Below are 25,437 nucleotides of genomic sequence, written 5' to 3'. Positions count from 1 at the left end.
CACTTAAAGGTGACCCGTTTTTACATTAATTGCAAGTTTTATTGTTGCATTTAAATCCCTTCTCAAAACGCGTGATTTATCTTCGCCGCAAATAGCACATAAAGTGCAACAATTATTCTTGCACTTAATTAAGCGCCTTCCTACAATCGCCGCGATAGTGTATTCGCAACTGTTACAGTTTTGTGGCGATGAACGACACAAATGGCCTTCAGCCAGCTACCGGACAAAGGAAGTGGCGCGGCGCCTCCCGCTGCGTCTTGCCCGGCAGCTACAATAACCGGAATAAAAATAATGAGCCTGCAAAAAACCTGGGGTAACTTTCATCTGAGCGCGATGGGGGTGGTTTTACTCTCCGCGCTTCTCGTCGGGTGCGATGACAGCGTCGCGCAAAATGCCGCGCCGCAAGCGCCCGTTGTCAGCGCTGCTGACGTGGTGGTGAAATCCATTAGCCAGTGGGACAGCTTTAACGGTCGCATTGAAGCGGTGGAAAGCGTTCAGCTGCGTCCGCGCGTCTCCGGCTACATTGAGAAAGTGAATTACACCGACGGCCAGGAGGTGAAAAAGGGCGAGGTGCTGTTCACGATTGATGACCGAACCTATCGCGCCGCGCTGGAACAGGCGCAGGCGAACCTGGCGAGGGCCAAAACGCAGGCCAGTCTGGCGCGAAGCGAGGCTAACCGTACCGATAAATTAGTCAATACCAACGTGGTGTCCCGCGAAGAGTGGGAGCAGCGCCGTTCCGCCGCTACCCAGGCGCAGGCCGATATTCGCGCCGCGCAGGCGGCGGTAGATGCTGCGCAACTTAACCTCGACTTCACCAAAGTGACCGCGCCTATCGACGGTCGCGCCAGCCGGGCGCTGATCACCAGCGGTAACCTGGTGACGGCGGGCGACAGCGCCAGCGTGCTCACCACCCTGGTCTCGCAGAAAACGGTTTATGTCTACTTCGACGTGGACGAGTCAACCTACCTTCACTATCAGAACCTGGCCCGCAGCGGGCAGCGGGTGTCCGGCGATCATGCGGCGCTGCCGGTGGAGATTGGCCTGACGGGCGAGGAGGGCTATCCCCATCAGGGCAAAGTGGATTTCCTGGATAACCAGCTCACGCCGGGTACCGGAACGATCCGCATGCGCGCGCTGCTGGATAACTCACAGCGTCAGTTCACGCCTGGACTCTTTGCCCGCGTGCGTCTGCCGGGCAGTGCGGAATTTAAAGCCACGCTTGTTGACGATAAGGCGGTGCTGACCGATCAGGATCGTAAATATGTCTATATCGTGGATAAAGACGGGAAAGCGCAGCGCCGCGACATTACGCCCGGGCGTCTGGCCGACGGTTTACGTATCGTACAGCAGGGGCTGAATCCCGGGGATAAAGTCATCGTCGATGGTTTACAAAAAGTGTTTATGCCGGGTATGCCGGTTAACGCGAAAACCGTTGCCATGACCGCCAGCGCCGCCCTCAACTGATCCCTTACCTGAGAATCCAATCCATGGACTTTTCCCGTTTTTTCATCGACAGGCCGATTTTTGCCGCCGTACTGTCGATTCTGATTTTTATCACAGGATTAATCGCCATCCCGCTGCTGCCGGTGAGCGAATACCCTGACGTCGTGCCGCCAAGCGTGCAGGTGCGCGCCGAGTACCCGGGCGCCAACCCGAAAGTGATTGCCGAGACCGTGGCAACCCCGCTGGAAGAGGCGATCAACGGCGTTGAGAACATGATGTACATGAAATCCGTCGCGGGTTCCGACGGCGTGCTGGTGACTACCGTCACCTTCCGTCCGGGCACCGACCCGGATCAGGCGCAGGTTCAGGTGCAAAACCGCGTCGCGCAGGCCGAAGCGCGTCTGCCGGAAGACGTGCGGCGTCTGGGCATCACGACTCAGAAACAGTCGCCAACGCTGACGCTGGTGGTGCATCTGTTTTCGCCTGGCGGTAAGTACGATTCACTGTATATGCGTAACTACGCCACGCTGAAGGTGAAGGACGAGCTGGCGCGTCTGCCCGGTGTGGGGCAGATTCAGATTTTCGGCTCGGGTGAATACGCGATGCGCGTCTGGCTGGACCCGAACAAGGTCGCGGCCCGCGGGCTGACCGCTTCGGACGTGGTCACGGCGATGCAGGAGCAGAACGTGCAGGTGTCCGCCGGGCAGCTTGGCGCCGAGCCGCTGCCGAAAGAGAGCGATTTCCTGATCTCCATTAACGCCCAGGGCCGCCTGCATACCGAAGACGAGTTCGGCAACATTGTCCTGAAAACCACGCAGGATGGTACGGTCGTCCGACTGCGCGACGTGGCGCGTGTCGAGATGGGGTCCGGCAGCTACGCGCTGCGCTCCCAGTTGAACAATAAAGACGCGGTCGGGATTGGTATCTTCCAGTCGCCGGGGGCAAACGCCATCGATCTGTCTAACGCGGTACGCGCCAAAATGGACGAACTGTCCACACGATTCCCGGACGATATGAAATGGGCGGCGCCTTACGACCCGACGGTGTTTGTACGCGACTCGATCCGCGCTGTGGTGCAAACGCTGCTGGAAGCGGTGGTGCTGGTCGTGCTGGTGGTGATCCTGTTCCTGCAAACCTGGCGCGCGTCGATAATCCCGCTGATTGCGGTGCCGGTATCGGTAGTGGGCACGTTCAGTATTCTCTACCTGCTGGGCTTTTCGCTGAATACCCTGAGCCTGTTCGGGCTGGTGCTGGCGATTGGTATCGTGGTGGACGATGCCATCGTGGTGGTGGAAAACGTCGAACGAAATATCGAAGAGGGGCTCGCCCCACTTGCGGCAGCGCATCAGGCGATGCGTGAAGTGTCCGGACCGATTATTGCCATTGCGCTGGTGCTGTGTGCGGTATTCGTTCCGATGGCGTTCCTCTCCGGCGTGACCGGTCAGTTCTACAAGCAGTTTGCGGTAACGATAGCCATTTCCACGGTGATTTCCGCGATCAACTCGCTGACGCTCTCGCCAGCGCTGGCCGCGCTGCTGTTGAAGCCGCATGGCGCCCCGAAAGATTTCCCGACCCGGCTTATCGATCGTCTGTTCGGCTGGATTTTCCGTCCGTTTAACCGCTTTTTCCACCGCAGCTCGACTGGCTATCAGGGGCTGGTGGGCAAAACGCTCGGCCGACGCGGGGCAGTGTTCGTGGTTTATTTGCTGCTGCTTTGCGCTGCGGGCGTGATGTTTAAAGCCGTTCCCGGCGGGTTTATTCCGACGCAGGATAAGCTGTACCTGATCGGCGGCGTGAAAATGCCGGAAGGCTCGTCGCTGGCGCGCACCGATGCGGTGATCCGCAAAATGAGCGAAATCGGGATGAATACCGAAGGCGTGGATTATGCGGTCGCGTTTCCTGGCCTGAATGCGCTCCAGTTCACCAATACGCCGAACACCGGGACGGTCTTCTTTGGCCTGAAGCCGTTCGACCAGCGTAAACATACTGCGGCGGAAATAAACGCGGAGATCAACGCGAAAATCGCGCAAATCCAGCAGGGCTTTGGCTTCTCGATTCTGCCGCCGCCGATTTTAGGTCTGGGCCAGGGATCGGGCTATTCGCTGTACATTCAGGATCGTGCTGGTCTGGGCTATGGCGCGCTGCAAAACGCGGTGAACACCATGTCCGGGGCGATTATGCAGACGCCGGGGATGCATTTCCCTATCTCAACCTACCAGGCAAACGTTCCGCAGCTGGATGTACAGGTTGACCGTGATAAGGCGAAAGCGCAGGGCGTGTCGCTCACCGATCTCTTCGGGACGCTGCAAACCTATCTGGGCTCGTCTTATGTGAATGACTTCAACCAGTTCGGTCGCACCTGGCGCGTAATGGCACAGGCCGACGGGCAGTTCCGCGACAGCGTGGAAGATATCGCGAATTTACGCACCCGTAATAGCCAGGGTGAAATGGTGCCGATTGGCAGTATGGTGAAAATCACGACCACCTACGGTCCGGACCCGGTGATCCGCTACAACGGCTACCCGGCGGCGGATCTGATTGGCGATGCCGACCCGCGCGTGCTCTCTTCCGCGCAGGCGATGACGCAACTGGACGGTATGTCTAAGCAGATCCTGCCGAACGGGATGAATATTGAATGGACGGACCTGAGCTTCCAGCAGGCCACCCAGGGCAACACGGCGCTGATCGTCTTCCCGGTCGCGGTGCTGCTGGCGTTCCTGGTGCTGGCGGCGCTGTATGAAAGCTGGACGCTGCCGCTGGCGGTGATCCTCATCGTGCCGATGACGATGCTCTCCGCGCTGTTCGGCGTCTGGCTGACCGGGGGCGATAACAACGTCTTCGTGCAGGTAGGGCTGGTGGTACTGATGGGGCTGGCCTGTAAAAACGCGATTCTTATCGTGGAGTTTGCCCGCGAGCTGGAAATTCAGGGCAAAGGCATTATGGAGGCCGCGCTGGAAGCGTGCCGCCTGCGTCTACGCCCGATTGTAATGACCTCTATCGCCTTTATTGCCGGGACCATTCCACTGATCCTTGGTCACGGGGCAGGGGCAGAAGTGCGCGGCGTCACCGGGATCACCGTGTTCGCCGGGATGCTGGGTGTGACGCTGTTTGGTCTGTTCCTGACGCCGGTCTTTTACGTGACGCTGCGTAAGTTCGTGACGCGCGGTAAAGCGGAAAGAGAGGTGTTGCCTGCGTAGGACGTAGCAGATAGCAAAAAGCCGCCTTCACAATGAAGGCGGCTTTTTTTTCGCAGTCTGTCAGGATTAGGGCGCTTTTTTATGCTGTGTGCAGAGTTCCGGCACCGGATCGCACCCGCTGGTATCGGCTTTTTTCACCTCTTCCAGCGCGCTGGCGACGGTATGGCGCGCTAAAACCGCTAACGAAGCCTGCTCCGCTTCATCAGCGATTGATTTGAAGTACCAGCAGGCGTTGGCGCTGACCACGCAGCGGGCCGGGACGTCAGGACGGGACGCCCACAGCTTTTTATCTTCAGTGACGGAAAGGTAGATATCACGCAGGGTAATCTCTTCCGCCGGGCGGCCAAGGTGAATAGAGCCGTTGCGGCCAAGCGTGGAGACGATAATGCCGTCGCGGGCGAGAGGAACCATTAATTTGCGGATAAAGCTCGGATTCGCTTCCAGGCCGTAAGCCAGGATTGCACTCGTCGAACGTTCACCCGATTGCTCCGCCATCGCTACGCTGAGAACCATCTGCAAAGCTGTCGGGAAGCGGTAATCTAACATTTTTCTGTCCTGGGTTGCGGTGAATCTTGTTCTTTTTGGCACCGCAGAGGTGAATAATCAGTAAGTAACAATATAACAAATACGGTAATTTTATTGAAGCAATCTGCGGCATACGTGAAGTAACGCTGCGCTGACACATGTCAGGACGTGTAGCGCCGCGTTTACGTTCATGCGAACGCCGGATTCGGGAAATCAACGGTCACCATAAGACCGCCTTCGGCTGACGTACTCAGATTGACCCTGCCGTTGTGTTGCTGCGTAACGGCTTTAACGATAGCAAGCCCCAGTCCACTCCCGCTTTGGGTCTGATTAGGATCGCGGAAAAATCTGTCGAACACGCGCTCCCGCAATTCAACCGGAATGCCGGGACCCGCGTCTAAGACGCGCAGCTGAGCGGACTTGTCACGCGATTGCAGTTGTACCTCAATGCGTCCACCCTCAGGGCTGTACTTCACGGCATTCTCAATTAAATTGTCGATCAGCGATACCAGACGTTCCCGAATGCCTGTGATATGGATTTCATCATCGGCGATGAATTCAAACTCAATTCTGCGCCCGGACGCCAGCGGTTCCAGGGCAGCCATTCGCTCCTGAATAAGCGTCGTCAGCGGCACAGGCGACATCACCATGCTGATGTGCGCTTCGCTGTGCATCATCAGCAGAAGCTGATTGACGAGACGCGCAGCACGGCTATTGCTGCGAACAATGCCCGCAAGCAGCTCCTGCTGGCTTTCGCTGATGACCCAGGACTGCAACGCCTCGACGTTGATCCGCATCGCGGCCAGAGGCGTACGCAGTTCGTGTGCGGCATCGGCAATAAACATTCTTTCCCTTTCGGCGCTTTCCCGCACCCTGGCCAGAAAGTCATTAATCGCGTCGACCGTCTGGCGAAGCTCCCTGTGTCTGGGGACGGCTTTTAAAGGCGAGAGATCGTCCGGCGTGCGCAATGAAATTTCATTCACCACCTTGTTCCAGGGGCGCATCGCGATGCGGATGGACAGCCACGCGGGGAACAGAAGAAAAGGGATGCATATCATCAGCGGCATGACGTAGTAGCCGCGCGAGTTCAGATAGATAAAGAAATTCCAGCTACCGGCAGGGGTAAAAAGGGTGACTTCCACGTCGGAGTGCGCGGATTTGAGGGTACGGCTCGTCCATGTATGGTCCTCACTCTGGACATGCTGCATGACCCCCAGACGGCTATTTTTTACCCCCGTCGGCGCACCATCCGAAGAAAAAATAATCTCGTTATTCTTGCGAACAATGAGGTTGATGGACAGCTCCGGATCTTCGCCGCCGCCATAGCCCTCCCGCAGAGCCTTGCTGAACGCTGCCAGCACAGCATCACGCGCCTGCGGACGATCGTCCATACTCTCCACCAGGGAAAAAACGGTTTCATAAGTCTCACTGCCCGTCAGTATGGGAGGGCTACGCAGGTCTTCCAGCAAAATGAAGGTTAAAAAGAGACACCAGAGCAACGTAAGCAGCAGCATCTGGGCGACCAGCATTCGCCTGACCAGCGTGGGAAGCCGGAGGTGGTGCCAAAAATTACGCATCAACCTGCCGCCTTCTGAACGGGTACGGTATCGATGACATACCCAACGCCTCTTACCGTTCGCACAAAGCCATCGCCAATTTTTCGCCGCAGGTTACCCATATGCACGTCAAGCGCGTTGCTGAGGTTTTCTTTCGTGCCAAATATCCTTTCTTCCAGATACCGTCGCGTAAGCACGCGATCGGCGCGTAGCAGTAACGTTTCAAGCAGCGCATATTCGCTTGCCGTCAGCTCAACGTGGCGTGCGCTCACCGTTACGCGACGCGTCGGAATATGAAGCGACAAACCGCGAATTTCTATTGCCTCATTTTCAAAACCGTAACTGCGCCGCGCAAGGGCTCTCACGCGCGCCAGCAGTTCGGCGAGAACAAAAGGTTTGACCAGATAATCGTCTGCACCTGCATCCAGCCCGCACAGGCGGTCCTGTAGCGTGCCTCGCGCCGTCAGGATGATGACGGGGACGCCCTTAAGCTGTTGACGCAGGCGCGTCATCAGGCTCATGCCATCGCCATCGGGCAGCCCCAGGTCGAGCAAAATAAGTTCCGGCACGCAGATCCCAAGCTGATGCAGCGCATCCTCTTTGCGGCGTACCCATATGACATCAAATCCTTGATCTGCAAGGGCGATACGCACGCCATTGCCGAGATCCAGGTCGTCTTCAATTAGTAGAATTTTCACATTGGTAACTGTATCAACAGTGCATGAAGAACAACTGAAGAAAAAACGGTAACAGGAATTCTACAGGGTTTACAGAACCTTCACGTGCTTCAGCATTTCTTCATTTACGGCTCATAAGAACCTTAGGGTAAGTATTCAGAATGAGCGCTCTGGCGTTTAACACCGCTTGTATCGCAATCATCTGAATCCAAAGGGCTTCTTTAATGAGAAACATCACACTGCGTAATAGTTTCCCCCGTTCACGCATCGGTCGCAGCATGAAAAGCATCTTGCCGGGGGCCGTCCTGGCGTTACTGGCTACCCCGACCCTGGCGGCAGATCAGCCTCAGGGCAACGTGTTAACCCTAGGAGGCGGCGTGGATGTTGCGCCACGCTATTCCGGTTCGGACAAGAGCCGGGTCTCTGCGGCTCAGGTGGTTGATTACGCGATGGCCAATGGTTTTTTTGTCAGCACCACGCGGGGGATCGGCTACGGCAACAGCTTTGGTAACCTGGACTACAACGCAGCGCTGAGCTATCGCGCTGGACGTAAGGATCGCGACGTAAGCAGCGATTCGATCGCCTCCGGCAGCGACGACCTGCGAGGAATGGGTGACATTAAAGGTTCAGCTATCGTTGTGCCAGGGCTGGGATACAGGGTGACTGACTGGCTGACCGTGCAGTTGCAGGCAGAGGTCCCGGTTTCTGAGAGAGACAATGGTGAAGCTGTGCATTTCGGCATTGCCAGCCCGCTCTATACATCTCCGAAAAATGTGTTAACGCTGGCGCTGACCGGTAGCTGGGGATCCAGTAAGTATGTGCAAACCTACTACGGGGTGAATGCCGCCCAGTCGGCCGCATCGGGTTTTGCCCGACACGATGCCGGATCGGGAATATATGCGTATTCGCTGAACCTGGACTGGACCCATAAGCTTACCTCCCGCTGGAGCCTGCTTGCCGCAGCTGGCGTTACGCAGCTGACGGGAGAGGCTGGCGATAGCCCCATTGTTCAGCGAAAAACGTCTCCTGTGGGAAGTTTGAAGGTGACGTACAGCTTCTGATGGTTCAGCGAGGGGGAAGGCGCGTTTGTGACAAAACCGCACATAACCCCGTTGCAGGAGCCGGAAGTGCATAAAGCCCGCAGGATGGCGTGGCCCGAAGTCGGACCGTTCATCATGCGGGCTTTTTTATCACTGTTGACCCGATAACGCCTGTTCAATCGTACGGGTAATGACGTCCGGCTGGCTGACCATCGATACATGGCTTGCCGCTACCTCCGTGGTGTTGGCGTTGATTTTCTTCGCCATTGCGCGCTCTAGCTCAGGATTGATCATCCGGTCATTTTTGCTGACCACATACCAGCTCGGTTTGTCATGCCAGGCGGCATGCGCGATTTTCTCCCCAAACGCATCGGCCTTAATGGGGCCCTGCGTCGCGGCAATCACGCTGCGCTCAACGTCCTTTACGTCAGGGGCAAAATTCTCGCTGACCGCTTTTGTCGGCAGATATAAATACCCCTCTGTGGTTTTAGCGAGGCTGGCGCTCCCTGGCGGAGCAGGGAAGCTATTTGCCAGAGCTGCCGTCGACTGGCCGGAATCCGGCGCAAAAGCGGCAACGTAAACCAGTGACTTCACGCGGGCATTGTTTCCCGCCTCGCTGATTACCGTCCCGCCCCAGGAGTGACCGACCAGCACCACATCCCCATGAGCCCGGGCGATAGCACGCTGCGTGGCGGCGACATCATCTTTCAGAGACGTGAGCGGAAGTTGTACCGCAATGACCTCGGTATGGTGTTTTTGCAGCCGGGTAATCACCTTATTCCAGCTGCTGCCGTCGGCAAACGCCCCGTGCACCAGCACCACGCTGGCTTTCGTCTCTGCCAGCGCGCTGGTGGAAACCGCCAGCACCATCGCTGTTAATACAGACAATGCTTTCATAACAGGCTCCTTAAAAGTGATGAACCGCGGCGTGTGGCGGCACGGTGAATTCAACGGTTTTATGGTCGATGGGTTTATGCGTCGGGTCGGCAACGACGATCGTCACCTTGTGCTTTCCTGCGGGCAGCCCGACCAGGATCACCGGCTCGCCGCTGGTATCAGCCCAGTGCCAGGGGGCGTCATCCACCACAACGTGAATATGGCCGATACGCGGAGTGACTTTCAGCGCGTCGGGTCCAAATACAGGTTCAATGCGCAGGTTTTCGACACGGTACTGAATAAAGACCGCACCTTTACTTAGCGGTCCCGCCAGCGGCGGATCGACAATCAGTTTTGCTGGCGGCTGGGGGTGTTCAGGCGGGGCGACGGCGGCTGGACCGTTGACATCAGCGGCGCTCAGGCCATCCAACGGTGCGGCCATTGCGCCAGCAAAGGACGTCAGCGCAAATACAGGAAGCAGGAAATATCGACGAATCATCTGTGTCTCTCCTCATCAGTTTATTATGGCGAGGGAGACAGAAGACCATTTTTATGTATCGGGGATGTTTGCTTTTGCGGGCGTTTTGTACCGGTTTGTCAGCGTAGCGCTCGGGATACAGTGCGATACAGTTTGTCTTCCGGGAGCGAACACGCTTTAGCGCTCGGGCGAATCCACCACAAGACCTGATTGCTGCGACTGAATTTTGTCCTGATGGTGATACCAGGCGCCAATGGAGGAATAAACAAAGCGGCCAAAGAAAAACAGGAAACTGATAAGCAGTATGATGCGGGTCATCCGGGTGTTAAATCGATGTCGTTTTCGCATACGCGTAGCCTGACTCACTTTCTTTTCCTGAGTATACCCTTTTGGGCGATACGGCTATTAAGGCACAGCCGCAAGTCAGGGTCAATTCGGCGAAATGTAAAATAGCGTCAATGCTTACATTAATTTATGTTATTAAAAACAACGATTTTATTTATCGCATTGATAATTACAGGAAAAATATTCAAAAAAAACGTAAGAAAGGTTTATTCAGATAAATTAATTTGATTTAGGTCAACCGCATCCCGTCGTTGATATTTAAAATCCCTCCTCCACTGTGCTTGCCAGGAATTTTCCAGGCAACGTGTACGTCAGGTTGGATGCCTGTCTTCATTTACCCTCTGGAGCGCAAGGGTTGTAAACGAGCATCTATGAATATTCACCACATCCTGAAGCAAAATAAAGACCGCTGGTGGGCACTTCCTCTTATTTTACCCGTCGTGTTACTCCCGGTGCTTAGTGTGGCTAATACCTTAACGCAGTTGGGCGACGGTATCGTTGCGCTCTATTATCTCCCGCTCTCCTTTTTGCTGACGCTGATGTTATTCTTTGGCCTGGAAGCCCTCCCCGGGGTGGTGGTGTCGCTGTTTTTACGTTATTACCCCTCCGTTGGGTTATTTGAAGCCATGGCCGGCATTCTGCATTTTATCGTTCCTCTGGTGCTCAGCTGGGGCGGTTATCGCGTGTTTGCGCCCCGGCGCAATATGACCGCTTACGGTGACATACGCCTGATGGGGCAGCGTATTTTCTGGCAGGTGTTTTGCCCGGCAACGCTATTTCTGCTGCTGTTTCAGTTTGCGGTCTATCTCGGCGTCTATGAGAGCCGCCAGAGCCTCGCAGGACTGAATCCCCTCAATATTCGGACCCTTATTAACTATCAGGGGCTGCTGGTAAGCGGGCTGACGGGCGTGCCGCTAAGCTACCTGCTGATCCGCCTGATACGTCATCCGCGCTATATTAAGGGACTGATGTCCCAGCTCCGCGCGCAAATAGACAAAAAGGTGACGGCCGTTGAGTTTGTGGTGTGGTTTTTAGCCCTGGGCGGGTTGCTGGTCATGCTGCTGTTGCCCATGAATGCAAACAGTTCCATTTTCAGTACCAACTACACCTTGTCCCTGCTGATGCCGGTGATGCTCTGGGGTGCGATGCGCTTTGGCTACAAGCTGATGTCACTCATCTGGACGCCGGTCCTGCTGGTGTCGATTCACTTTTTTTATCACTACATTCCGGTGCAAGAGGGGTATGGCATTCAGCTGGCGATCACCTCATCCAGCTATCTGGTCTTTTCCTTCGTTGTGACGTACATGTCGATGCTGGCGACACGCCAGCGGGCCATCAATATTCGCTCCCGCAGTCAGGCTTTTCTCGATCCGGTGGTGCATATGCCCAACCTGCGGGCGCTGTCGCGCGAGCTGGCCAGTCATCCGTGGTCAGCGCTCTGTTTACTGCGCGTGCCCGAGCTGGAGGTGCTGGGACGCAATTACGGCGTGATGCTGCGGATCCAGTATAAACAGCAGCTGGCGCAATGGATAAACGGCACCCTTCAGCCCAATGAGCGAGTCTATCACCTCACCGGGTATGACATGGCGGTGCGTCTGGAGGCGGAGTCGCATCAACAGCGCATTGAAACGCTGGACGAGCATATCAAGCAGTTTGTTTTTATCTGGGATGGTATGCCGGTACAGCCTCAGGTCGGCGTGAGCTATTGCTATGTACGCTCACCCGTCAATCATCTCTATCTGGTGCTGGGGGAACTGGGCATCGTGGCCGATCTCTCCCTTTCTACCAACCACCCGGAAAATCTTCAGCAGCGCGGGGCTGTTCATTTGCAGCGTAGCCTGAAAGATAAGGTCGCGATGATGAGTCGTTTGCAGGCCGCGCTGGAGCAGGACGCTTTTACCCTGCTGGTTCAGCCCGTTCGCGGGCTGCGCGGTGATTGTTATCACGAGGTGCTGCTGCGAATGCGTGATGATAACGGGGCGCTGATCTTTCCCGAGCAGTTCCTGCCCATTGCACAGGAGTTTGGTTTATCGTCGCGTGTTGATTTATGGGTACTGGAGCGTACGTTGAGTTTTCTGGCACAGCACCGCCAGCGTTTGCCGGGCCAGCGCTTTGCGATCAACCTCGCACCTTCTACCGCCTACAGGGCGCAGTTCCCGCTTGAAGTGAGCCGCCTGTTAGCCAAATACGCCGTTGAAGCGTGGCAGCTGATCTTTGAAGTGACCGAAAGCAGCGCCTTTGGTCATGCGGATCTGGCGGCATCGACCCTCAGGAAATTACAAAAAATGGGCATCCGGATCGCCATTGATGATTTTGGCACGGGCTACGCCAGCTATGCGCGGTTAAAAAGCGTGGACGCAGACATTCTCAAAATCGATGGCGGTTTTATTCGCAATATTGTCAGCAACAGCCTGGATTACCAGATTGTGGCTTCCATTTGCCATCTGGCCCGGATGAAGAAAATGCTGGTGGTGGCGGAATATGTGGAAACGGAAGAGATACGTAGCGCGGTGCACGCGCTAGGTATCGATTATGTGCAGGGCTATTTGATTGGGTTGCCGGCTGAGCTTGATACGTTGCTCAACACGCAGCCTTCTCAGGAGAGCGCCTGAGCCGTTACGCTGCCGCCTCAGAACTATCTTCTTCAATCTTCAACAGCCAGCCGGTGACCGCTTCCCAGTACTGCTGCTCTTTTTCCAGATCCAGCAGCACCAGCGCGTTCTGGCTAAACCAGTCGTGCGGGAAGCTCAGCGTCCAGTGATAGTCATCCGTTTTTAGCTTCAGCGTCGGCGGCGTGGTGGTTGCCTGTCGCTGATTATTGAGCAACACGCCCAGGCGCAACAGCTGAATGAGCGGCAGGAACTGCTTTTTCTTAAATAACGTAAAGCGCGGCAGATCGTCGAGCTTGATGGCTTTGCGGTGATAGCGCACCAGCGTCGCCATCATGGATTGCTGCTCCTGGTTGAAGCCAGGCAGATCGCTGTTTTGCAGAATATAGGCTGAATGGCGATGCATTCCGCTGTGGTTAATGTTCAGCCCCACCTCGTGCAACATGGCGGCCCATTTCAACAGCGCGGCCAGCTGCGGATGCGCCAGCTTCGGATTCTGCTCCTCCCACTGCTCGTACATCTGAACCGTGGTTTCGAGCACCCGTTTCGCCTGTTCGCGGTCAATGTTGTACTGGTTGGCCAGGCTCTGCGCGGTGCGGCTGCGAATATCCTGATGACGGAAACGGCCTTCCATCTCATACAGCACGCCTTCACGCAGGGCGCCGTCAGAGAGGCGCAGCTCTTTGATCGCCAGCGCGTCAAACACGCCGCAGAGGATCGCCAGCCCCGGTACGAACACGGCTTTACGTTCGTCGGACAGACCCGGCAAACTCAGGGCGTCGAAGCTCTTATGCTTAAGCACCTCTTCGGTGAGTTTCACCAGGCGCTCAGGCGTAATAAACCCGTCTTTTTCACCCATTGCCAGCAGCACTTCATGGGCCGCTTTAATCGAACCCGATGCGCCCAGCGCCACGTTCCAGCCCTGAATACGGTATTGCCAGGCCAGATTTTCGAGTTTTTGTACGGCGGCCATGCGCGCGCGCTGGAAGTTTTCGCGGGTGATGACGCCGCCAGGGAAATACATCTGCGCGAAGCTGACGCAGCCCATACGGCGGCTTTCCACCAGACGCGGCTCGAAGTCTTCGCCAATCACCAGTTCCGTGGAACCACCGCCGATATCAATCACCAGCTTGCGGCCTTTTTCCGGCTGCGTATGCTCCACGCCCATAAAAATCAGGCGCGCTTCTTCGTTACCGGAGATGATCTCAATCGGGTAGGGGATAACCTTTTCCGCGCGCTTAAGAAACTCCGGCGCGTTCAGCGCCTGGCGTAGCGTATGCGTCCCGACGATGCAGACGCTGGACGGCGAAAAGCCTTGCAAACGTTCTGCGAACAGCGACAGACAGTTCAGCCCGCGCTCCATGGCCTCTTCGCTCAGCATGTTACGCGCGTCGAGTCCATCGGCCAGATGCACACGCTGCTTCAGACGACCGATGATCTGCATCGCGCCATCCACCTCGCGGGCGATGACCATATGGAAACTGTTTGAGCCAAGATCGACCGCAGCGAACTCCTGCGGGCGTGGGGTATTATCGTTTATTGGCATAGGTTAATCGGGTTGCTCAAGTGATTTGATGTAATCGTAAATCGCCAGCTGCGACCGCACTTTACGGCGATTGCCGCGCGGTACATAGCGATTACTGAGTTCTTTGTCGATATAACGTGCTTTCACCGTATCGCTGAACAGGATCTCGATAATGTCCAGGATACGCTGCTTCAGGCGAGGATCCAGCAGCGGTGCCGCCACTTCAATACGGTAATCAATGTTACGCGTCATCCAGTCGGCGGACGAGAGGTATACGCGCTTATCACCGGCGTTATCGAAAATATAGACGCGATCGTGTTCAAGATAGCGGTCCACAATGCTGATCACACGGATATTGTCGCTGATGCCTTCCAGTTCCGGAATGAGCGAGCACATGCCGCGAATGAGCAGATTTACCGGAACGCCGGAGCTGGAAGCCGCGTACAGGCGGTCCACCAGCCCTTTGTCCACCAGATTGTTGAGTTTCAGCGTAATGCCGGACGACAAGCCGTTCTGCGCATTGGCAATCTCTTTATCGATCATATCGTACAGCAGGCGCCGTGAGTTCTGCGGTGACACCAGCAGATAATCGAAGCTCACCGGGCGGTACGGGTTCTCAATGAAGTTGAACACCCGACGCACTTCGTTAGTGATGCGCGCATCGGCAGTCAGCAGCGAATAGTCGGTGTAAATTCGCGCGGTTTTCTCGTTAAAGTTCCCGGTACCGATATGGGCGTAGCGCACCACGTCGTCGCCCTCTTTACGGGAGATCAGGAACAGCTTGGCGTGAATTTTCAGCCCCGGCGCGGAGAAGATGACGTGCACGCCCGCTTCCGTCAGTCGGCGCGCCCAGTGGATGTTGGCCTCTTCGTCGAAGCGAGCCTGAAGCTCAACCACCACGGTCACTTTCTTGCCGTTGTGCGCCGCGTGGATCATCGCATCGATGATGCGGGAATCTTTCGCCACGCGATAAATGTTGATTTTAATCGCCAGCACGTTTGGATCGAACGAGGCCTGACGCAGCAATTCCAGCACGTGTTCAAAGGTGTGATACGGATAGTAGAGCAGCACATCCCGTTCGCGGATGGCGTCGAACCCGTTGCGGAACTTATCGAACCAGATATGGCGCAGGCGCGGCAGCGGTTTGTTCACCAGATTGGCTTTGCCGACGTTCGGGAAGCCAATGAAATCTTTAAAGTTGTGGTAACGCCCGCCGGGAATAATGGAGTCGTAGCGGGAGATGGTCAGCTTATCGCGCAGCATCTCCACCATCGCGTCCGGCATATCGCGCTGATAGACAAACCGCACCGGTTCCGCCGTCAGGCGCTGCTTGAGGCTGGAAGACATCAGCTCCATCATGCTGGCCTCCATCTCATGCACCAGATCGTACTCGGCGTCACGGGTCATCTTCATCGAGTAGGCGTTGAGCGCGTCGTAATCGAAGAAGCCTTTGAAGATATCGTCCAGGCAGTAGCGCAGGATGTTATCCAGCAGGATCATCGGTTTCCGTCGGCGCGGAGTTTCCGGCGGCAGGTTAACAAAGCGTGGGACTTTATCAGACGGTATTTCCAGCAGCGCGTAGTTAATGGTCTCACCCCGAATGATTTCTACCGCCAGATAGGTGTAATCATCTTTCAGGAACTGCACCAGATCGGTTTCACGGTTGATCAGAATCGGGGTGATATGCTGGCGCAGATAATGTTTGAAATAGTGGCGCAGCCAGTTTTGCTGATTCGCGGAGAGCTGGCGTTCGTTGATCAGGAAGATTTGGTTGCGTGCCATTTCCAGCAGCAGCTCGTTATAGAGGCCATCAAATTCCTGATCGGCTTTCATGACGCGAGACTGGATTTTTCCAAGCAGATGCCGGGAGTGGGAGTTCAAGCCCTGCTCTTCGCTGATGATGATTCGGCGTTTCAGTTCGGCGAAGCGAACCTTGTAGAACTCATCCAGATTGTTGGAATAGATGCCTAAAAAACGCATACGTTCAATCAGCGGGTTGCTTTTATCGGCCGCTTCCTGAAGTACACGTTCGTTGAATGCTAACCAGCTTAGCTCTTTCTCGATGTATAACTTTTCCTGACCCATTACAGCTCACACTCCAGTTCAATCACAGGACGTGGTAAATCCGTCTCGTCCTTATTATGGCGAGCATTTCCACGATATGTCCAACAGTGCCAGAAAAGTATGACAGTTATTTTTTTGTTGGGGAATTTAGAGGGTTGGGGGAGGGGGTGTCGGGTGGCGCTGCGCTTACCACGACCTACGGGACCGTAGGCCCGTGCAAGCGAAGCGCCGCCGGGCAATTCAAACAGACTACTCTTCAGCCGCATAACCCTGCGGGGGCAACTTCACGCCGTCCAGCCAGGCTGCGCCGTTGCGCATCTCCAGACGTCCATCGACAAACCAGCTTACCACCAGCGGATAAATGGCGTGTTCCTGCGTCTGCACACGTTCGGTCACGTCGTCTTCGTTGTCGCCGTCAAAGACCGGTACTTTTGCCTGCAAAATGACCGGACCGCCGTCCAGCTCGTCGGTGACGAAATGCACGGAGGTACCATGCTCCTCATCGCCGTTTTCCAGCACCTGACGATGGGTGTGCAGACCGGGGTATTTTGGCAGCAGGGAAGGGTGGATATTGAGCAGTCGTCCGGCGTAGTGTGCAACAAAAGCCGGGCTCAGGATGCGCATGTAGCCTGCCAGCACCACCACGTCAGGCGCGTAGGCGTCAATCTCCTGCACCAGCTCACGGTCAAAGGCTTCACGCCCGGCGAACTGGCTGGCTTCCAGCGCGTGCGCAGGAATGTTCGCTTCCCGCGCGCGCTCAAGGCCGAACGCATCGGCCTTGTTGCTGAATACTGCCCGAATGGTGCCATTGATTTTCTTCTGTTTGCAGGCGTCTATGATTGCCTGCAAATTGCTTCCGTTGCCGGAAATGAGCACCACGATGTTTTTCATTCAATGACCACACGCTGTTCGGAATCGGAAGCTTTAATCGTACCGATTTTCCACGCGTTTTCACCTTTTTCTGTCAGCAGCTTAACCGCTTTATCCGCTTCGCTGGCGGGCAGGGCGATAACCATGCCCACGCCGCAGTTAAAGGTGCGGTACATTTCGTGAGAGCTCACGTTGCCTGCGGTTTGCAGCCAGTTGAAGACGGACGGCCACTGCCATGAGGATGCGTCGATCACCGCCTGGGTATTGTCCGGCAGCACGCGCGGAATGTTTTCCCAGAAGCCGCCGCCAGTGAGGTGAGCGATGGCGTGCACGTCAACGTTCTCAATCAGCTCCAGCACGTTTTTCACGTAGATGCGCGTCGGGGCCAGCAGGTGATCGGCCAGCGGTTTGCCGTCCAGCTCGGTGGTCAGCGGGTCGCAACCGCTCACTTCGAGGATTTTACGCACCAGAGAGTAGCCGTTGGAGTGCGGACCGCTGGAGGCCAGCGCAACCAGCACATCGCCGTCAGCCACTTTGCTGCCGTCGATAATTTCTGATTTTTCTACCACGCCGACGCAGAAGCCTGCGACGTCATAATCTTCCCCGTGATACATGCCAGGCATTTCCGCGGTTTCACCGCCGACCAGCGCACAGCCGGATTGCAGGCAGCCTTCGGCGATACCGTTAATGACGCTGGCTGCGGTATCCACGTCCAGCTTGCCGGTCGCGTAGTAATCGAGGAAGAACAGCGGCTCGGCGCCCTGTACCACCAGGTCGTTGACGCACATCGCCACCAGATCGATACCAATCGTATCGTGACGCTTAAGATCCATCGCCAGGCGCAGTTTTGTACCGACACCATCCGTACCCGAGACCAGCACAGGTTCACGATATTTTTGCGGCAGCGCGCACAGTGCGCCGAATCCACCCAGGCCACCCATCACTTCCGGGCGGCGGGTTTTTTTCACCACACCTTTGATTCGGTCAACCAGCGCATTACCTGCGTCAATATCAACACCGGCATCTTTGTAGCTGAGAGAAGTTTTGTTGGTCACGGCTTAAATCCCCACGCAATTGCATAGCTAGTAAGAAAAATCGGCGCAATTCTAACAGTCCAGGCAAACGTTTGCGAGCCTATTCTCGGCGCGGGGATCTTTTTTTCTGTGCGGGCTGTCCAGGGCAACAAACTTGACTCTGTTCACGAAAATGAAACCGGTTTCGGCGATCTGCTTGCAACGGCTATCCCCTTTGCACATCATCAAACTGAAACCGGTTTCTGTAGCTGTTTTTGCAGAAAATAACGCAGAATGAGGGATAGCGAATGTCAGGATTTAAAGCAGGTTTTCTGTGGGGTGGGGCCGTTGCGGCGCACCAGCTTGAAGGCGGCTGGAAAGAGGGCGGCAAGGGCGTGAGCGTTGCCGATGTCATGACGGCAGGCGCCCACGGGGTACCGCGTGAAATCACCAACGGCGTGCTGGAGGGGAAAAATTACCCAAACCACGAAGCCATCGACTTCTATCACCGCTATAAAGAAGACATCAAACTCTTTGCCGAGATGGGGTTCAAATGCTTCCGCACCTCCATCGCCTGGACGCGTATCTTCCCGAAAGGCGACGAGCTGGAGCCGAACGAAGCGGGACTCAAATTCTATGACGATCTTTTTGACGAGTGCCTGAAGCACGGCATCGAGCCGGTGATCACGCTTTCCCACTTCGAGATGCCTTTCCACCTGGTGACGGAATACGGCGGCTGGCGCAACCGTAAGCTGATCGACTTCTTTGTTCGCTTCGCGAAGGTCGTTTTTGAGCGCTACCAGCATAAAGTGAAGTACTGGATGACCTTTAACGAGATCAATAACCAGGCCAACTTCCACGAAGACTTTGCGCCGTTTACCAACTCCGGGCTGAAATATGCGCCGGGAGAAGATCGCGAGCCGGTGATGTTCCAGGCGGCGCACTATGAGCTGGTGGCCAGTGCCCTGGCGGTGAAGGCGGGGCGCGAGATCAACCCGTCACTGCAAATCGGCTGCATGATTGCCATGTGCCCCATCTATCCGCTGACCTGTGCCCCGGACGATATGATGATGGCGATGAACGCCATGCATCGTCGCTACTGGTTCACCGACGTTCACGTGCGCGGCAAGTATCCGCAGCATCTGCTCAACTACTTTGAACGTCGCGGCTTCGCGCTGGATATCACCGAAGAAGATAAAGTGGAGCTGACGCAGGGCTGCGTGGATTACATCGGGTTCAGCTACTACATGTCTTTCGCCACCAAAGCGACGGCGGACAACCCGCAGCTGGACTACGACGAGAGCAAGAGCCTGGTCTCTAACCCGTACGTGCAGAAATCGGACTGGGGCTGGCAGATTGACCCGGTGGGGCTTCGCTACTCCCTCAACTGGTTCTGGGATCACTACCAGCTGCCGCTGTTTATCGTTGAGAACGGCTTTGGCGCGATCGACGTGCAGGAGAGCGACGGCACGGTGAACGACCAGTACCGCATCGACTACCTTTCCGCGCATATCCGCGAGATGAAAAAAGCGGTGGTGGAGGATGGCGTAGATCTGATGGGCTATACCCCGTGGGGCTGTATCGACCTGGTCTCTGCCGGCACCGGCGAGATGAAAAAACGCTACGGCTTTATCTTTGTCGATAAAGATAACGAAGGTAACGGCACGCTGAACCGCAGCAAGAAGAAATCGTTCGACTGGTATAAGCAGGTGATTGCCAGCAACGGAGAGCAGCTATAATTGCCCGGTGGCGCTGCGCTTACCGGGCCTACGGGATGTGTAGGCCGGGTAAGCGTTAGCGCCACCCGGCATAATCCCGCCCCCAAGCCGGAGCCCAGCCTCCGGCTTTTTTGTTTTTGATTGATATACGTCAAGCAAGATGGGTATGGCGCAATCCGAAAAAAGCGGTATAATCCCGCGATTTTTTTGCGGATGCCACCTCAGAGGAGAAAGAGAATGAAGATTGTGGAAGTGAAACACCCACTCGTTAAACACAAGTTGGGCCTGATGCGTGAGCATGACATCAGCACGAAGCGTTTTCGCGAACTGGCTTCTGAAGTGGGTAGCCTGCTGACCTACGAAGCGACCTCTGATCTGGAAACGGAAAAAGTGACCATCGAAGGCTGGAACGGTCCGGTACAGGTTGAGCAGATCAAAGGTAAAAAAATTACCGTGGTGCCAATCCTGCGTGCGGGTCTGGGCATGATGGAAGGCGTACTGGAGCACGTCCCAAGCGCGCGTATCAGCGTGGTGGGTATCTACCGTAACGAAGAGACGCTTGAGCCGGTCCCGTACTTCCAGAAGCTGGTCTCTAACATCGACGAGCGTATGGCGCTGGTGGTTGACCCGATGCTGGCGACCGGCGGTTCGATGATCGCCACCATCGACCTGCTGAAAAAAGCGGGATGCAGCAGCATCAAAGTGCTGGTGCTGGTTGCGGCGCCGGAAGGTATCGCGGCGCTGGAAAAAGCGCACCCGGACGTTGAACTCTATACCGCGTCTGTCGACCAGGGACTGAACGAGCACGGGTACATCATCCCGGGGCTCGGCGATGCCGGCGATAAGATTTTTGGTACTAAATAATCGAATAACGATAAAGAAGCCGACTTTGATAGTCGGCTTTTTTTTGAATAAAAACCAACAATGACACTCAGAGGAAAACACTATGACGCGCCGTGCTATCGGGGTGAGTGAAAGACCGCCGCTTTTACAGACAATCCCGCTTAGTTTGCAGCACCTGTTCGCCATGTTTGGCGCAACCGTGCTGGTGCCAATCCTGTTTCACATTAACCCGGCTACCGTGCTGCTGTTTAACGGCATCGGTACGCTACTTTACCTCTTCATCTGTAAAGGCAAAATCCCGGCCTATCTCGGGTCGAGCTTCGCGTTTATCTCCCCGGTTCTGCTGTTGCTGCCGCTGGGTTATGAGGTCGCGCTGGGCGGCTTTATCATGTGCGGCGTGCTGTTCTGCCTGGTCTCCTTCATCGTGAAGAAAGCCGGTACCGGCTGGCTGGACGTGATGTTCCCGCCTGCGGCAATGGGGGCCATCGTTGCCGTCATCGGCCTGGAGCTGGCGGGCGTGGCGGCGAACATGGCCGGGCTGCTGCCTGCGGACGGTCAGTCACCGGATTCTACAACCATTATTATTTCGCTGGTGACGCTGGGCGTGACGGTTTTCGGTTCCGTCCTCTTCCGCGGCTTTATGGCGATTATCCCGATCCTGATCGGCGTGCTGGCGGGTTACGCGCTCTCCTTCGTGATGGGCGTTGTGGATACCACCCCGATTGCCGAGGCGCACTGGTTCGCGCTGCCAACCTTCTACACCCCGCGCTTTGAATGGTTCGCCATTTTCACTATTCTGCCTGCCGCGCTGGTGGTGATTGCTGAGCACGTCGGCCACCTGGTGGTGACGGCGAACATCGTGAAGCGCGACCTGATCCGCGACCCGGGCCTGCATCGCTCCATGTTTGCCAACGGTTTCTCCACCATCATCTCTGGTTTCTTCGGCTCCACGCCAAACACGACTTACGGTGAGAATATCGGCGTAATGGCGATCACCCGCGTCTACAGCACCTGGGTTATCGGCGGCGCGGCGATCATCGCCATTCTGCTCTCCTGCGTTGGTAAACTGGCGGCGGCGATCCAGATTATCCCGGTTCCGGTGATGGGCGGCGTTTCCCTGCTGCTGTACGGGGTGATCGGTGCCTCCGGTATTCGCGTGCTGATTGAATCCAAAGTGGATTACAGCAAGGCGCAGAACCTGATCCTGACCTCCGTTATCCTGATTATCGGCGTGAGCGGCGCGAAGGTGCACATCGGCGCGGCAGAGCTGAAGGGTATGGCGCTGGCGACCATCGTCGGCGTCGGCCTGAGCCTGATTTTCAAGCTGATCTCGGTGATCCGCCCGGAAGAGGTGGTGCTGGACGCAGACGAAAGCGAAAAAGCGCCACATTGATCGTCATGCCGGGCGAAGGATCGCCCGGTTCTCTCCTTGCAGGTTCCGTGTTAAACTCCATTCCGATTTTATGTAAGATCTCTGGTTGAGGTATTTCTGAACGGACCGGCACAGCTCTCTCTGCCACTTTATCTCCCTGACGACGAAACTTTCGCGAGTTTCTGGCCGGGTGATAACCCCTCTTTACTGGCTGCACTGCAAAACGTGCTGCGCCAGGAACACAGCGGATACATCTATATCTGGTCACGCGAAGGCGCGGGACGCAGCCACCTGCTGCATGCCGCCTGTGCGGAGCTTTCGGCGCGCGGTGACGCGGTAGGCTATGTGCCGCTGGATAAACGCACCTGGTTTGTGCCTGAGGTGCTGGAGGGCATGGAACATCTTTCCCTGGTCTGCATCGATAATATCGAATGCGTGGCGGGGGACGAACCGTGGGAAATGGCGATCTTTAACCTCTACAACCGCATTCTGGAGTCGGGCAAAACCCGGCTGCTGATCACCGGCGATCGTCCGCCGCGCCAGCTCAATCTGGGGCTGCCGGATCTGGCGTCTCGTCTGGACTGGGGGCAAATCTACAAACTGCAACCGCTGTCGGATGAAGACAAACTCCAGGCGCTTCAGCTGCGCGCTAAGCAGCGTGGGTTTGAGCTGCCGGAGGACGTGGGTCGGTTCCTGCTTAAACGCCTGGACAGGGAAATGCGCACGCTGTTTGACACGCTCGATCAGCTCGATCGCGCGTCTATTACCGCGCAGCGCAAGCTAACCATTCCGTTTGTGAAAGATATTCTTAAGCTTTGAGTTTTTTGCCCGGTGGCGCTGCGCTTACCGGGCCTACGAAAACCCGTCATACCTTGTAGGCAGGGTAAGGCGCAGCCGCCACCCGGCTAAAGATCCCCCAACAAGTGCTCCACCAGCAGCGGAATCGGCCTTCCCGACGCCACGCTTCGTCCGCTTTCACGCCACAGTGCCGTACCGCTGATGTCCAGATGGGCCCACGGAATGGTCGGCGGGCAGAAGTGATGCAGCAACCACGCCGCCGAGGCGCTGATTGCCGCATTGTTGGTCGGCGTGTTGCACAGGTCGGCGATGGCGCTGTCGGTCTGTTTTTTCAGCCGGGCGTCCAGCGGCAGGGACCACACTTCGTCACCACTGCGCTTACCCGCCAGCGTCAGCGCCGCGCGCAGCGGTTCATCTTGCGTCATTAATCCGCTCAATTCATAGCCCAGCGCTTTCACCACCGCTCCGGTTAAGGTCGCCATATCAATGATATAGTGCGCCTGCGGATGGCGCTGACTCGCCCAGGCGATAGCGTCTGCCAGCACCAGCCGGCCTTCGGCATCGGTATTGTTGATTTCAACGGTGGTGCCGTTGCAGGCCATCGCCACCGTGCCGGGCTGCATGGCGTCGGGGCCGATGGCGTTTTCCGCCAGCGCCAGCACGCCCATGATGCGCACGGGTAATTTCAGCTCCGCAACGGTCAGCATCAGCCCGAGCACGTTAGCCGCGCCGCACATGTCATATTTCATGGTGTACATGCCCGCGCCTTCCTTCAGCCACAGGCCGCCGGTGTCGAAGGTAATGCCTTTTCCCACGTAGCAGCGCACCGGGCCATCAGACACGCCGTTATAGTGAATAGCGAGCAGACGCGGTGGGCAGGTCGCCCCTTTGCCAACGGCGTGCAGTAGCCCCAGCCCCTGCTTAACAATTTGCTTTTCATCCAACACCTCGCAGCGCAGGGCAGGGCTGGCGGCACACAGTTTTTGCGCCTCTTCCACCACAAACTGCGGCGTGCAGCGGTCGGACGGCATATCCGCCAGACGTCGCGCCGCAACCATGCCGAGCGCAATGGTCTGCTGCTGGCGGAAGGTCGTCTCCAGCTTCGCCTGCTGTTCCGGCAGGCAAAGGGCAGTGATGCAGGTAAGACGCAGCGCTTCGTCCGTCTTCTTCAGCTTCAGGTCACTGAGCCTGTGCGCCTGATTAAAGAGAAAACGCAGTACCTGCGCCAGCACCACATCGTCAATATCCGTCACGTCCAGCACGAGTTCGGCGCTGGCGGGGGCGGCAAGCAGCGGTCGCAGGGCGGTGAGCAACCCTTCGGTCAGGGCGTCATGCCAGAGCGCATCCGGAAACAGGGTGATGCGGGCAAACGGCGCGCAGCCAAAGCGCGCATCCGCGACGGTGCTCTGCTGGCGCATTTCAGCGACAAGAGCGCTTTCCGGTATCAGGGAACTGTCAGCGCGCGCAATCAAATGGCTTTGCGGCTTCGCGTCTGAAAGCGCGTTGATAAACTGGTATGTGATCATCATGACTCCTCAATCGGTGCGCGGATCCGCGCGGCATAGGCCTGCATCCACTCCTCATCTACCGCGTGATAGTGCGTTTTCTCCCGCAGGCGTTCAGTACGGAAAACGGTGAGGGGCTGGCGAGCCGTCGCCACCACAAACGAGAAGGTTTTGATGTTGGTTGCGGCGCCAAATTCTCCTTTGCTGTTCATGCACACCACGGAGAGATCGCCCGCGCGACCGAAGCGCGACATCAGCTTGTCTTCCAGTTCGAACACCACCGAATCCGCCGCCTGCTGCGGCGTCATCCCTTGCGCCATCCGGCGAACGATTTCGTAGCTGGTACAGCCCTTCATCAGATCTTCACCGACGCCCGTGGCGGTGGCCGCGCCGGTTTCGCTGTCGCAGTAAAAGCCGGAGCCGATGATGGGTGAGTCACCGAGGCGACCGCGTTTTTTCATAAACAGGCCGCTGGTGGAAGTGGCGACGCTCATCGATCCCTGTTTATCGAGGCCGATGATACCGACGGTGTCATGTCCGTCGTAGGGGCTTAACCCCTTGTCCAGCGTTTCGCGGCAGCGCTTACGGTAGTGTTGCATGGCGCGATCCGTGAGCATGGTTTTGTCGGCAAAGCCCTGGCTCAGCGCCCATTCGCGCGCGCCCTGGCCGACCAGCAGGCTGTTATAGCGCTGGCGGCTGAGCGCGTGCGCCACGCGTACCGGGTTGGCGATATCCACCAGATTGCCCACGGCGCCGAACGCCAGCGTGTCGCCGTCCATATAGGCCGCGTCCAGCTCCACCTCGCCGTTCTCGGTCGGCAGCCCGCCGTAGCCGACGGATTTATAAAACGGAAAGTCCTCGACGGCGGCGACGGCATCCACCACCGCCGGAGCGACAGGTTTGCCCGCAGCCAGCGCAGACGCAGATTCCGTGACGCCTTCAAGCGCCATTCGCCAGGTTGCGATAATTCCCCACATGCT

At 56.7% G+C, this 25,437-nt stretch carries 20 protein-coding genes; 8 read left to right on the top strand and 12 right to left on the bottom strand.

Features of this window, described 5'->3' with window-relative positions; all coding sequences use genetic code 11:
- The first annotated feature begins 291 nt into the window (after positions 1 to 291).
- Together L463_RS02940 and oqxB are read left to right on the top strand one after the other, a co-directional pair.
- Positions 292 to 1,467 carry an efflux RND transporter periplasmic adaptor subunit gene (locus L463_RS02940; protein ID WP_023295135.1) on the top strand — a complete coding sequence of 392 codons (1,176 nt, stop codon included), beginning with the start codon at positions 292 to 294 and terminating at the stop codon, positions 1,465 to 1,467.
- 23 nt (positions 1,468 to 1,490) lie between these two features.
- The gene (oqxB, locus tag L463_RS02945) at positions 1,491 to 4,643 is read left to right on the top strand and encodes a multidrug efflux RND transporter permease subunit OqxB (RefSeq protein ID WP_017692935.1); all 3,153 of its coding nucleotides are present in this window, start codon (positions 1,491 to 1,493) and stop codon (positions 4,641 to 4,643) included.
- A 66-nt stretch (positions 4,644 to 4,709) separates the two neighbouring features.
- On the opposite strand, the gene L463_RS02950 is transcribed toward oqxB, so the two are convergent.
- The 3 genes from L463_RS02950 to L463_RS02960 all read right to left on the bottom strand — a co-directional run bounded on the left by L463_RS02950 (position 4,710) and on the right by L463_RS02960 (position 7,422).
- Positions 4,710 to 5,189, bottom strand: coding sequence for an RrF2 family transcriptional regulator (locus L463_RS02950; RefSeq protein WP_003860591.1), 480 nt, complete (start codon positions 5,187 to 5,189; stop codon positions 4,710 to 4,712).
- A 167-nt stretch (positions 5,190 to 5,356) separates the two neighbouring features.
- On the bottom strand, positions 5,357 to 6,745 hold the full coding sequence (locus tag L463_RS02955) for a sensor histidine kinase (RefSeq protein WP_032673272.1): 1,389 nt from the start codon (positions 6,743 to 6,745) through the stop codon (positions 5,357 to 5,359).
- Complete coding sequence (locus L463_RS02960; protein ID WP_032102792.1) at positions 6,745 to 7,422, bottom strand: response regulator; 678 nt, start codon at positions 7,420 to 7,422, stop codon at positions 6,745 to 6,747. The genes L463_RS02955 and L463_RS02960 overlap by 1 nt, the downstream gene beginning before the upstream one ends.
- Before the next feature lie 203 nt (positions 7,423 to 7,625).
- On the opposite strand from L463_RS02960, the gene L463_RS02965 reads away from it, so the two are divergent.
- Positions 7,626 to 8,462, top strand: a complete 837-nt coding sequence (locus tag L463_RS02965; protein WP_032102791.1) for a MipA/OmpV family protein — start codon at positions 7,626 to 7,628, stop codon at positions 8,460 to 8,462.
- A 129-nt stretch (positions 8,463 to 8,591) separates the two neighbouring features.
- Here L463_RS02965 and L463_RS02970 read toward each other — a convergent pair whose 3' ends face one another.
- From L463_RS02970 to L463_RS23805, 3 genes are all read right to left on the bottom strand, one after another.
- Positions 8,592 to 9,338 carry an alpha/beta fold hydrolase gene (locus tag L463_RS02970; protein ID WP_032102789.1) on the bottom strand — a complete coding sequence of 249 codons (747 nt, stop codon included), beginning with the start codon at positions 9,336 to 9,338 and terminating at the stop codon, positions 8,592 to 8,594.
- Between the two features lie 10 nt (positions 9,339 to 9,348).
- Positions 9,349 to 9,816: a DUF6130 family protein gene (locus L463_RS02975; protein ID WP_015572184.1), complete on the bottom strand. Its 468-nt coding sequence runs from the start codon at positions 9,814 to 9,816 to the stop codon at positions 9,349 to 9,351.
- 156 nt (positions 9,817 to 9,972) lie between these two features.
- Complete coding sequence (locus L463_RS23805) at positions 9,973 to 10,143, bottom strand: YfgG family protein (RefSeq protein ID WP_017383512.1); 171 nt, start codon at positions 10,141 to 10,143, stop codon at positions 9,973 to 9,975.
- A 368-nt stretch (positions 10,144 to 10,511) separates the two neighbouring features.
- Here L463_RS23805 and L463_RS02985 point away from each other — a divergent pair, with 368 nt between their 5' ends.
- On the top strand, positions 10,512 to 12,752 hold the full coding sequence (locus tag L463_RS02985; protein WP_023295130.1) for an EAL domain-containing protein: 2,241 nt from the start codon (positions 10,512 to 10,514) through the stop codon (positions 12,750 to 12,752).
- 4 nt (positions 12,753 to 12,756) lie between these two features.
- Here the strand turns inward: L463_RS02985 and ppx are convergent, their stop codons facing one another.
- The 4 genes from ppx to purM form a co-directional block, all read right to left on the bottom strand.
- The gene (ppx, locus tag L463_RS02990; RefSeq protein WP_032673270.1) at positions 12,757 to 14,295 is read right to left on the bottom strand and encodes an exopolyphosphatase; all 1,539 of its coding nucleotides are present in this window, start codon (positions 14,293 to 14,295) and stop codon (positions 12,757 to 12,759) included.
- Between the two features lie 3 nt (positions 14,296 to 14,298).
- Positions 14,299 to 16,359 carry a polyphosphate kinase 1 gene (gene ppk1 / locus L463_RS02995; RefSeq protein ID WP_023295129.1) on the bottom strand — a complete coding sequence of 687 codons (2,061 nt, stop codon included), beginning with the start codon at positions 16,357 to 16,359 and terminating at the stop codon, positions 14,299 to 14,301.
- A 228-nt stretch (positions 16,360 to 16,587) separates the two neighbouring features.
- Entirely contained in the window at positions 16,588 to 17,229 is a 642-nt protein-coding gene (gene purN / locus L463_RS03000) for a phosphoribosylglycinamide formyltransferase (protein ID WP_006811493.1), read from the bottom strand.
- On the bottom strand, positions 17,226 to 18,263 hold the full coding sequence (gene purM, locus L463_RS03005; protein WP_017383509.1) for a phosphoribosylformylglycinamidine cyclo-ligase: 1,038 nt from the start codon (positions 18,261 to 18,263) through the stop codon (positions 17,226 to 17,228). Before purM ends, purN begins: the two co-directional genes overlap by 4 nt.
- Before the next feature lie 266 nt (positions 18,264 to 18,529).
- Between purM and L463_RS03010 the strand changes: the two genes are divergently transcribed.
- The 4 genes from L463_RS03010 (at position 18,530) to L463_RS03025 (ending at position 22,973) form a co-directional block, all read left to right on the top strand.
- The gene (locus tag L463_RS03010) at positions 18,530 to 19,960 is read left to right on the top strand and encodes a 6-phospho-beta-glucosidase (protein ID WP_032102786.1); all 1,431 of its coding nucleotides are present in this window, start codon (positions 18,530 to 18,532) and stop codon (positions 19,958 to 19,960) included.
- A gap of 216 nt (positions 19,961 to 20,176) precedes the next feature.
- Positions 20,177 to 20,803, top strand: coding sequence for a uracil phosphoribosyltransferase (gene upp, locus L463_RS03015; RefSeq protein WP_003860560.1), 627 nt, complete (start codon positions 20,177 to 20,179; stop codon positions 20,801 to 20,803).
- A gap of 82 nt (positions 20,804 to 20,885) precedes the next feature.
- Positions 20,886 to 22,175: a uracil permease gene (uraA, locus tag L463_RS03020; protein ID WP_032673269.1), complete on the top strand. Its 1,290-nt coding sequence runs from the start codon at positions 20,886 to 20,888 to the stop codon at positions 22,173 to 22,175.
- 96 nt (positions 22,176 to 22,271) lie between these two features.
- Positions 22,272 to 22,973 (top strand): DnaA inactivator Hda, encoded by a 702-nt coding sequence (locus tag L463_RS03025; RefSeq protein WP_166792068.1) that lies wholly within the window; start codon positions 22,272 to 22,274, stop codon positions 22,971 to 22,973.
- Between the two features lie 86 nt (positions 22,974 to 23,059).
- Here L463_RS03025 and L463_RS03030 read toward each other — a convergent pair whose 3' ends face one another.
- Together L463_RS03030 and L463_RS03035 are read right to left on the bottom strand one after the other, a co-directional pair.
- Positions 23,060 to 24,478 carry a leucyl aminopeptidase family protein gene (locus L463_RS03030; RefSeq protein ID WP_032673268.1) on the bottom strand — a complete coding sequence of 473 codons (1,419 nt, stop codon included), beginning with the start codon at positions 24,476 to 24,478 and terminating at the stop codon, positions 23,060 to 23,062.
- Positions 24,478 to 25,434: a N(4)-(beta-N-acetylglucosaminyl)-L-asparaginase gene (locus tag L463_RS03035; RefSeq protein WP_017383506.1), complete on the bottom strand. Its 957-nt coding sequence runs from the start codon at positions 25,432 to 25,434 to the stop codon at positions 24,478 to 24,480. Before L463_RS03035 ends, L463_RS03030 begins: the two co-directional genes overlap by 1 nt.
- Positions 25,435 to 25,437: the final 3 nt, after the last annotated feature.

Origin of the sequence: Enterobacter sp. BIDMC 27 (genome assembly GCF_000534415.1) — a bacterium.
GTDB lineage: Bacteria > Pseudomonadota > Gammaproteobacteria > Enterobacterales > Enterobacteriaceae > Enterobacter > Enterobacter hormaechei_C.
The sequence above is the reverse complement of the archived record's forward strand: the minus strand, read 5'-3'. Positions and strand labels throughout refer to the sequence as shown.

Bases quoted from the DNA above. Each gene is read 5' to 3' on its own strand.
- L463_RS02940 (WP_023295135.1), top strand. From the start codon at position 292: ATGAGCCTGCAAAAAACCTGGGGTAACTTTCATCTGAGCGCGATGGGG.
- oqxB (WP_017692935.1), top strand. From the start codon at position 1,491: ATGGACTTTTCCCGTTTTTTCATCGACAGGCCGATTTTTGCCGCCGTA.
- L463_RS02950 (WP_003860591.1), bottom strand. From the start codon at position 5,189: ATGTTAGATTACCGCTTCCCGACAGCTTTGCAGATGGTTCTCAGCGTA.
- L463_RS02955 (WP_032673272.1), bottom strand. From the start codon at position 6,745: ATGCGTAATTTTTGGCACCACCTCCGGCTTCCCACGCTGGTCAGGCGA.
- L463_RS02965 (WP_032102791.1), top strand. From the start codon at position 7,626: ATGAGAAACATCACACTGCGTAATAGTTTCCCCCGTTCACGCATCGGT.
- L463_RS02970 (WP_032102789.1), bottom strand. From the start codon at position 9,338: ATGAAAGCATTGTCTGTATTAACAGCGATGGTGCTGGCGGTTTCCACC.
- L463_RS02975 (WP_015572184.1), bottom strand. From the start codon at position 9,816: ATGATTCGTCGATATTTCCTGCTTCCTGTATTTGCGCTGACGTCCTTT.
- L463_RS23805 (WP_017383512.1), bottom strand. From the start codon at position 10,143: ATGCGAAAACGACATCGATTTAACACCCGGATGACCCGCATCATACTG.
- L463_RS02985 (WP_023295130.1), top strand. From the start codon at position 10,512: ATGAATATTCACCACATCCTGAAGCAAAATAAAGACCGCTGGTGGGCA.
- ppx (WP_032673270.1), bottom strand. From the start codon at position 14,295: ATGCCAATAAACGATAATACCCCACGCCCGCAGGAGTTCGCTGCGGTC.
- ppk1 (WP_023295129.1), bottom strand. From the start codon at position 16,359: ATGGGTCAGGAAAAGTTATACATCGAGAAAGAGCTAAGCTGGTTAGCA.
- purN (WP_006811493.1), bottom strand. From the start codon at position 17,229: ATGAAAAACATCGTGGTGCTCATTTCCGGCAACGGAAGCAATTTGCAG.
- L463_RS03010 (WP_032102786.1), top strand. From the start codon at position 18,530: ATGTCAGGATTTAAAGCAGGTTTTCTGTGGGGTGGGGCCGTTGCGGCG.
- upp (WP_003860560.1), top strand. From the start codon at position 20,177: ATGAAGATTGTGGAAGTGAAACACCCACTCGTTAAACACAAGTTGGGC.
- uraA (WP_032673269.1), top strand. From the start codon at position 20,886: ATGACGCGCCGTGCTATCGGGGTGAGTGAAAGACCGCCGCTTTTACAG.
- L463_RS03030 (WP_032673268.1), bottom strand. From the start codon at position 24,478: ATGATCACATACCAGTTTATCAACGCGCTTTCAGACGCGAAGCCGCAA.
- L463_RS03035 (WP_017383506.1), bottom strand. From the start codon at position 25,434: ATGTGGGGAATTATCGCAACCTGGCGAATGGCGCTTGAAGGCGTCACG.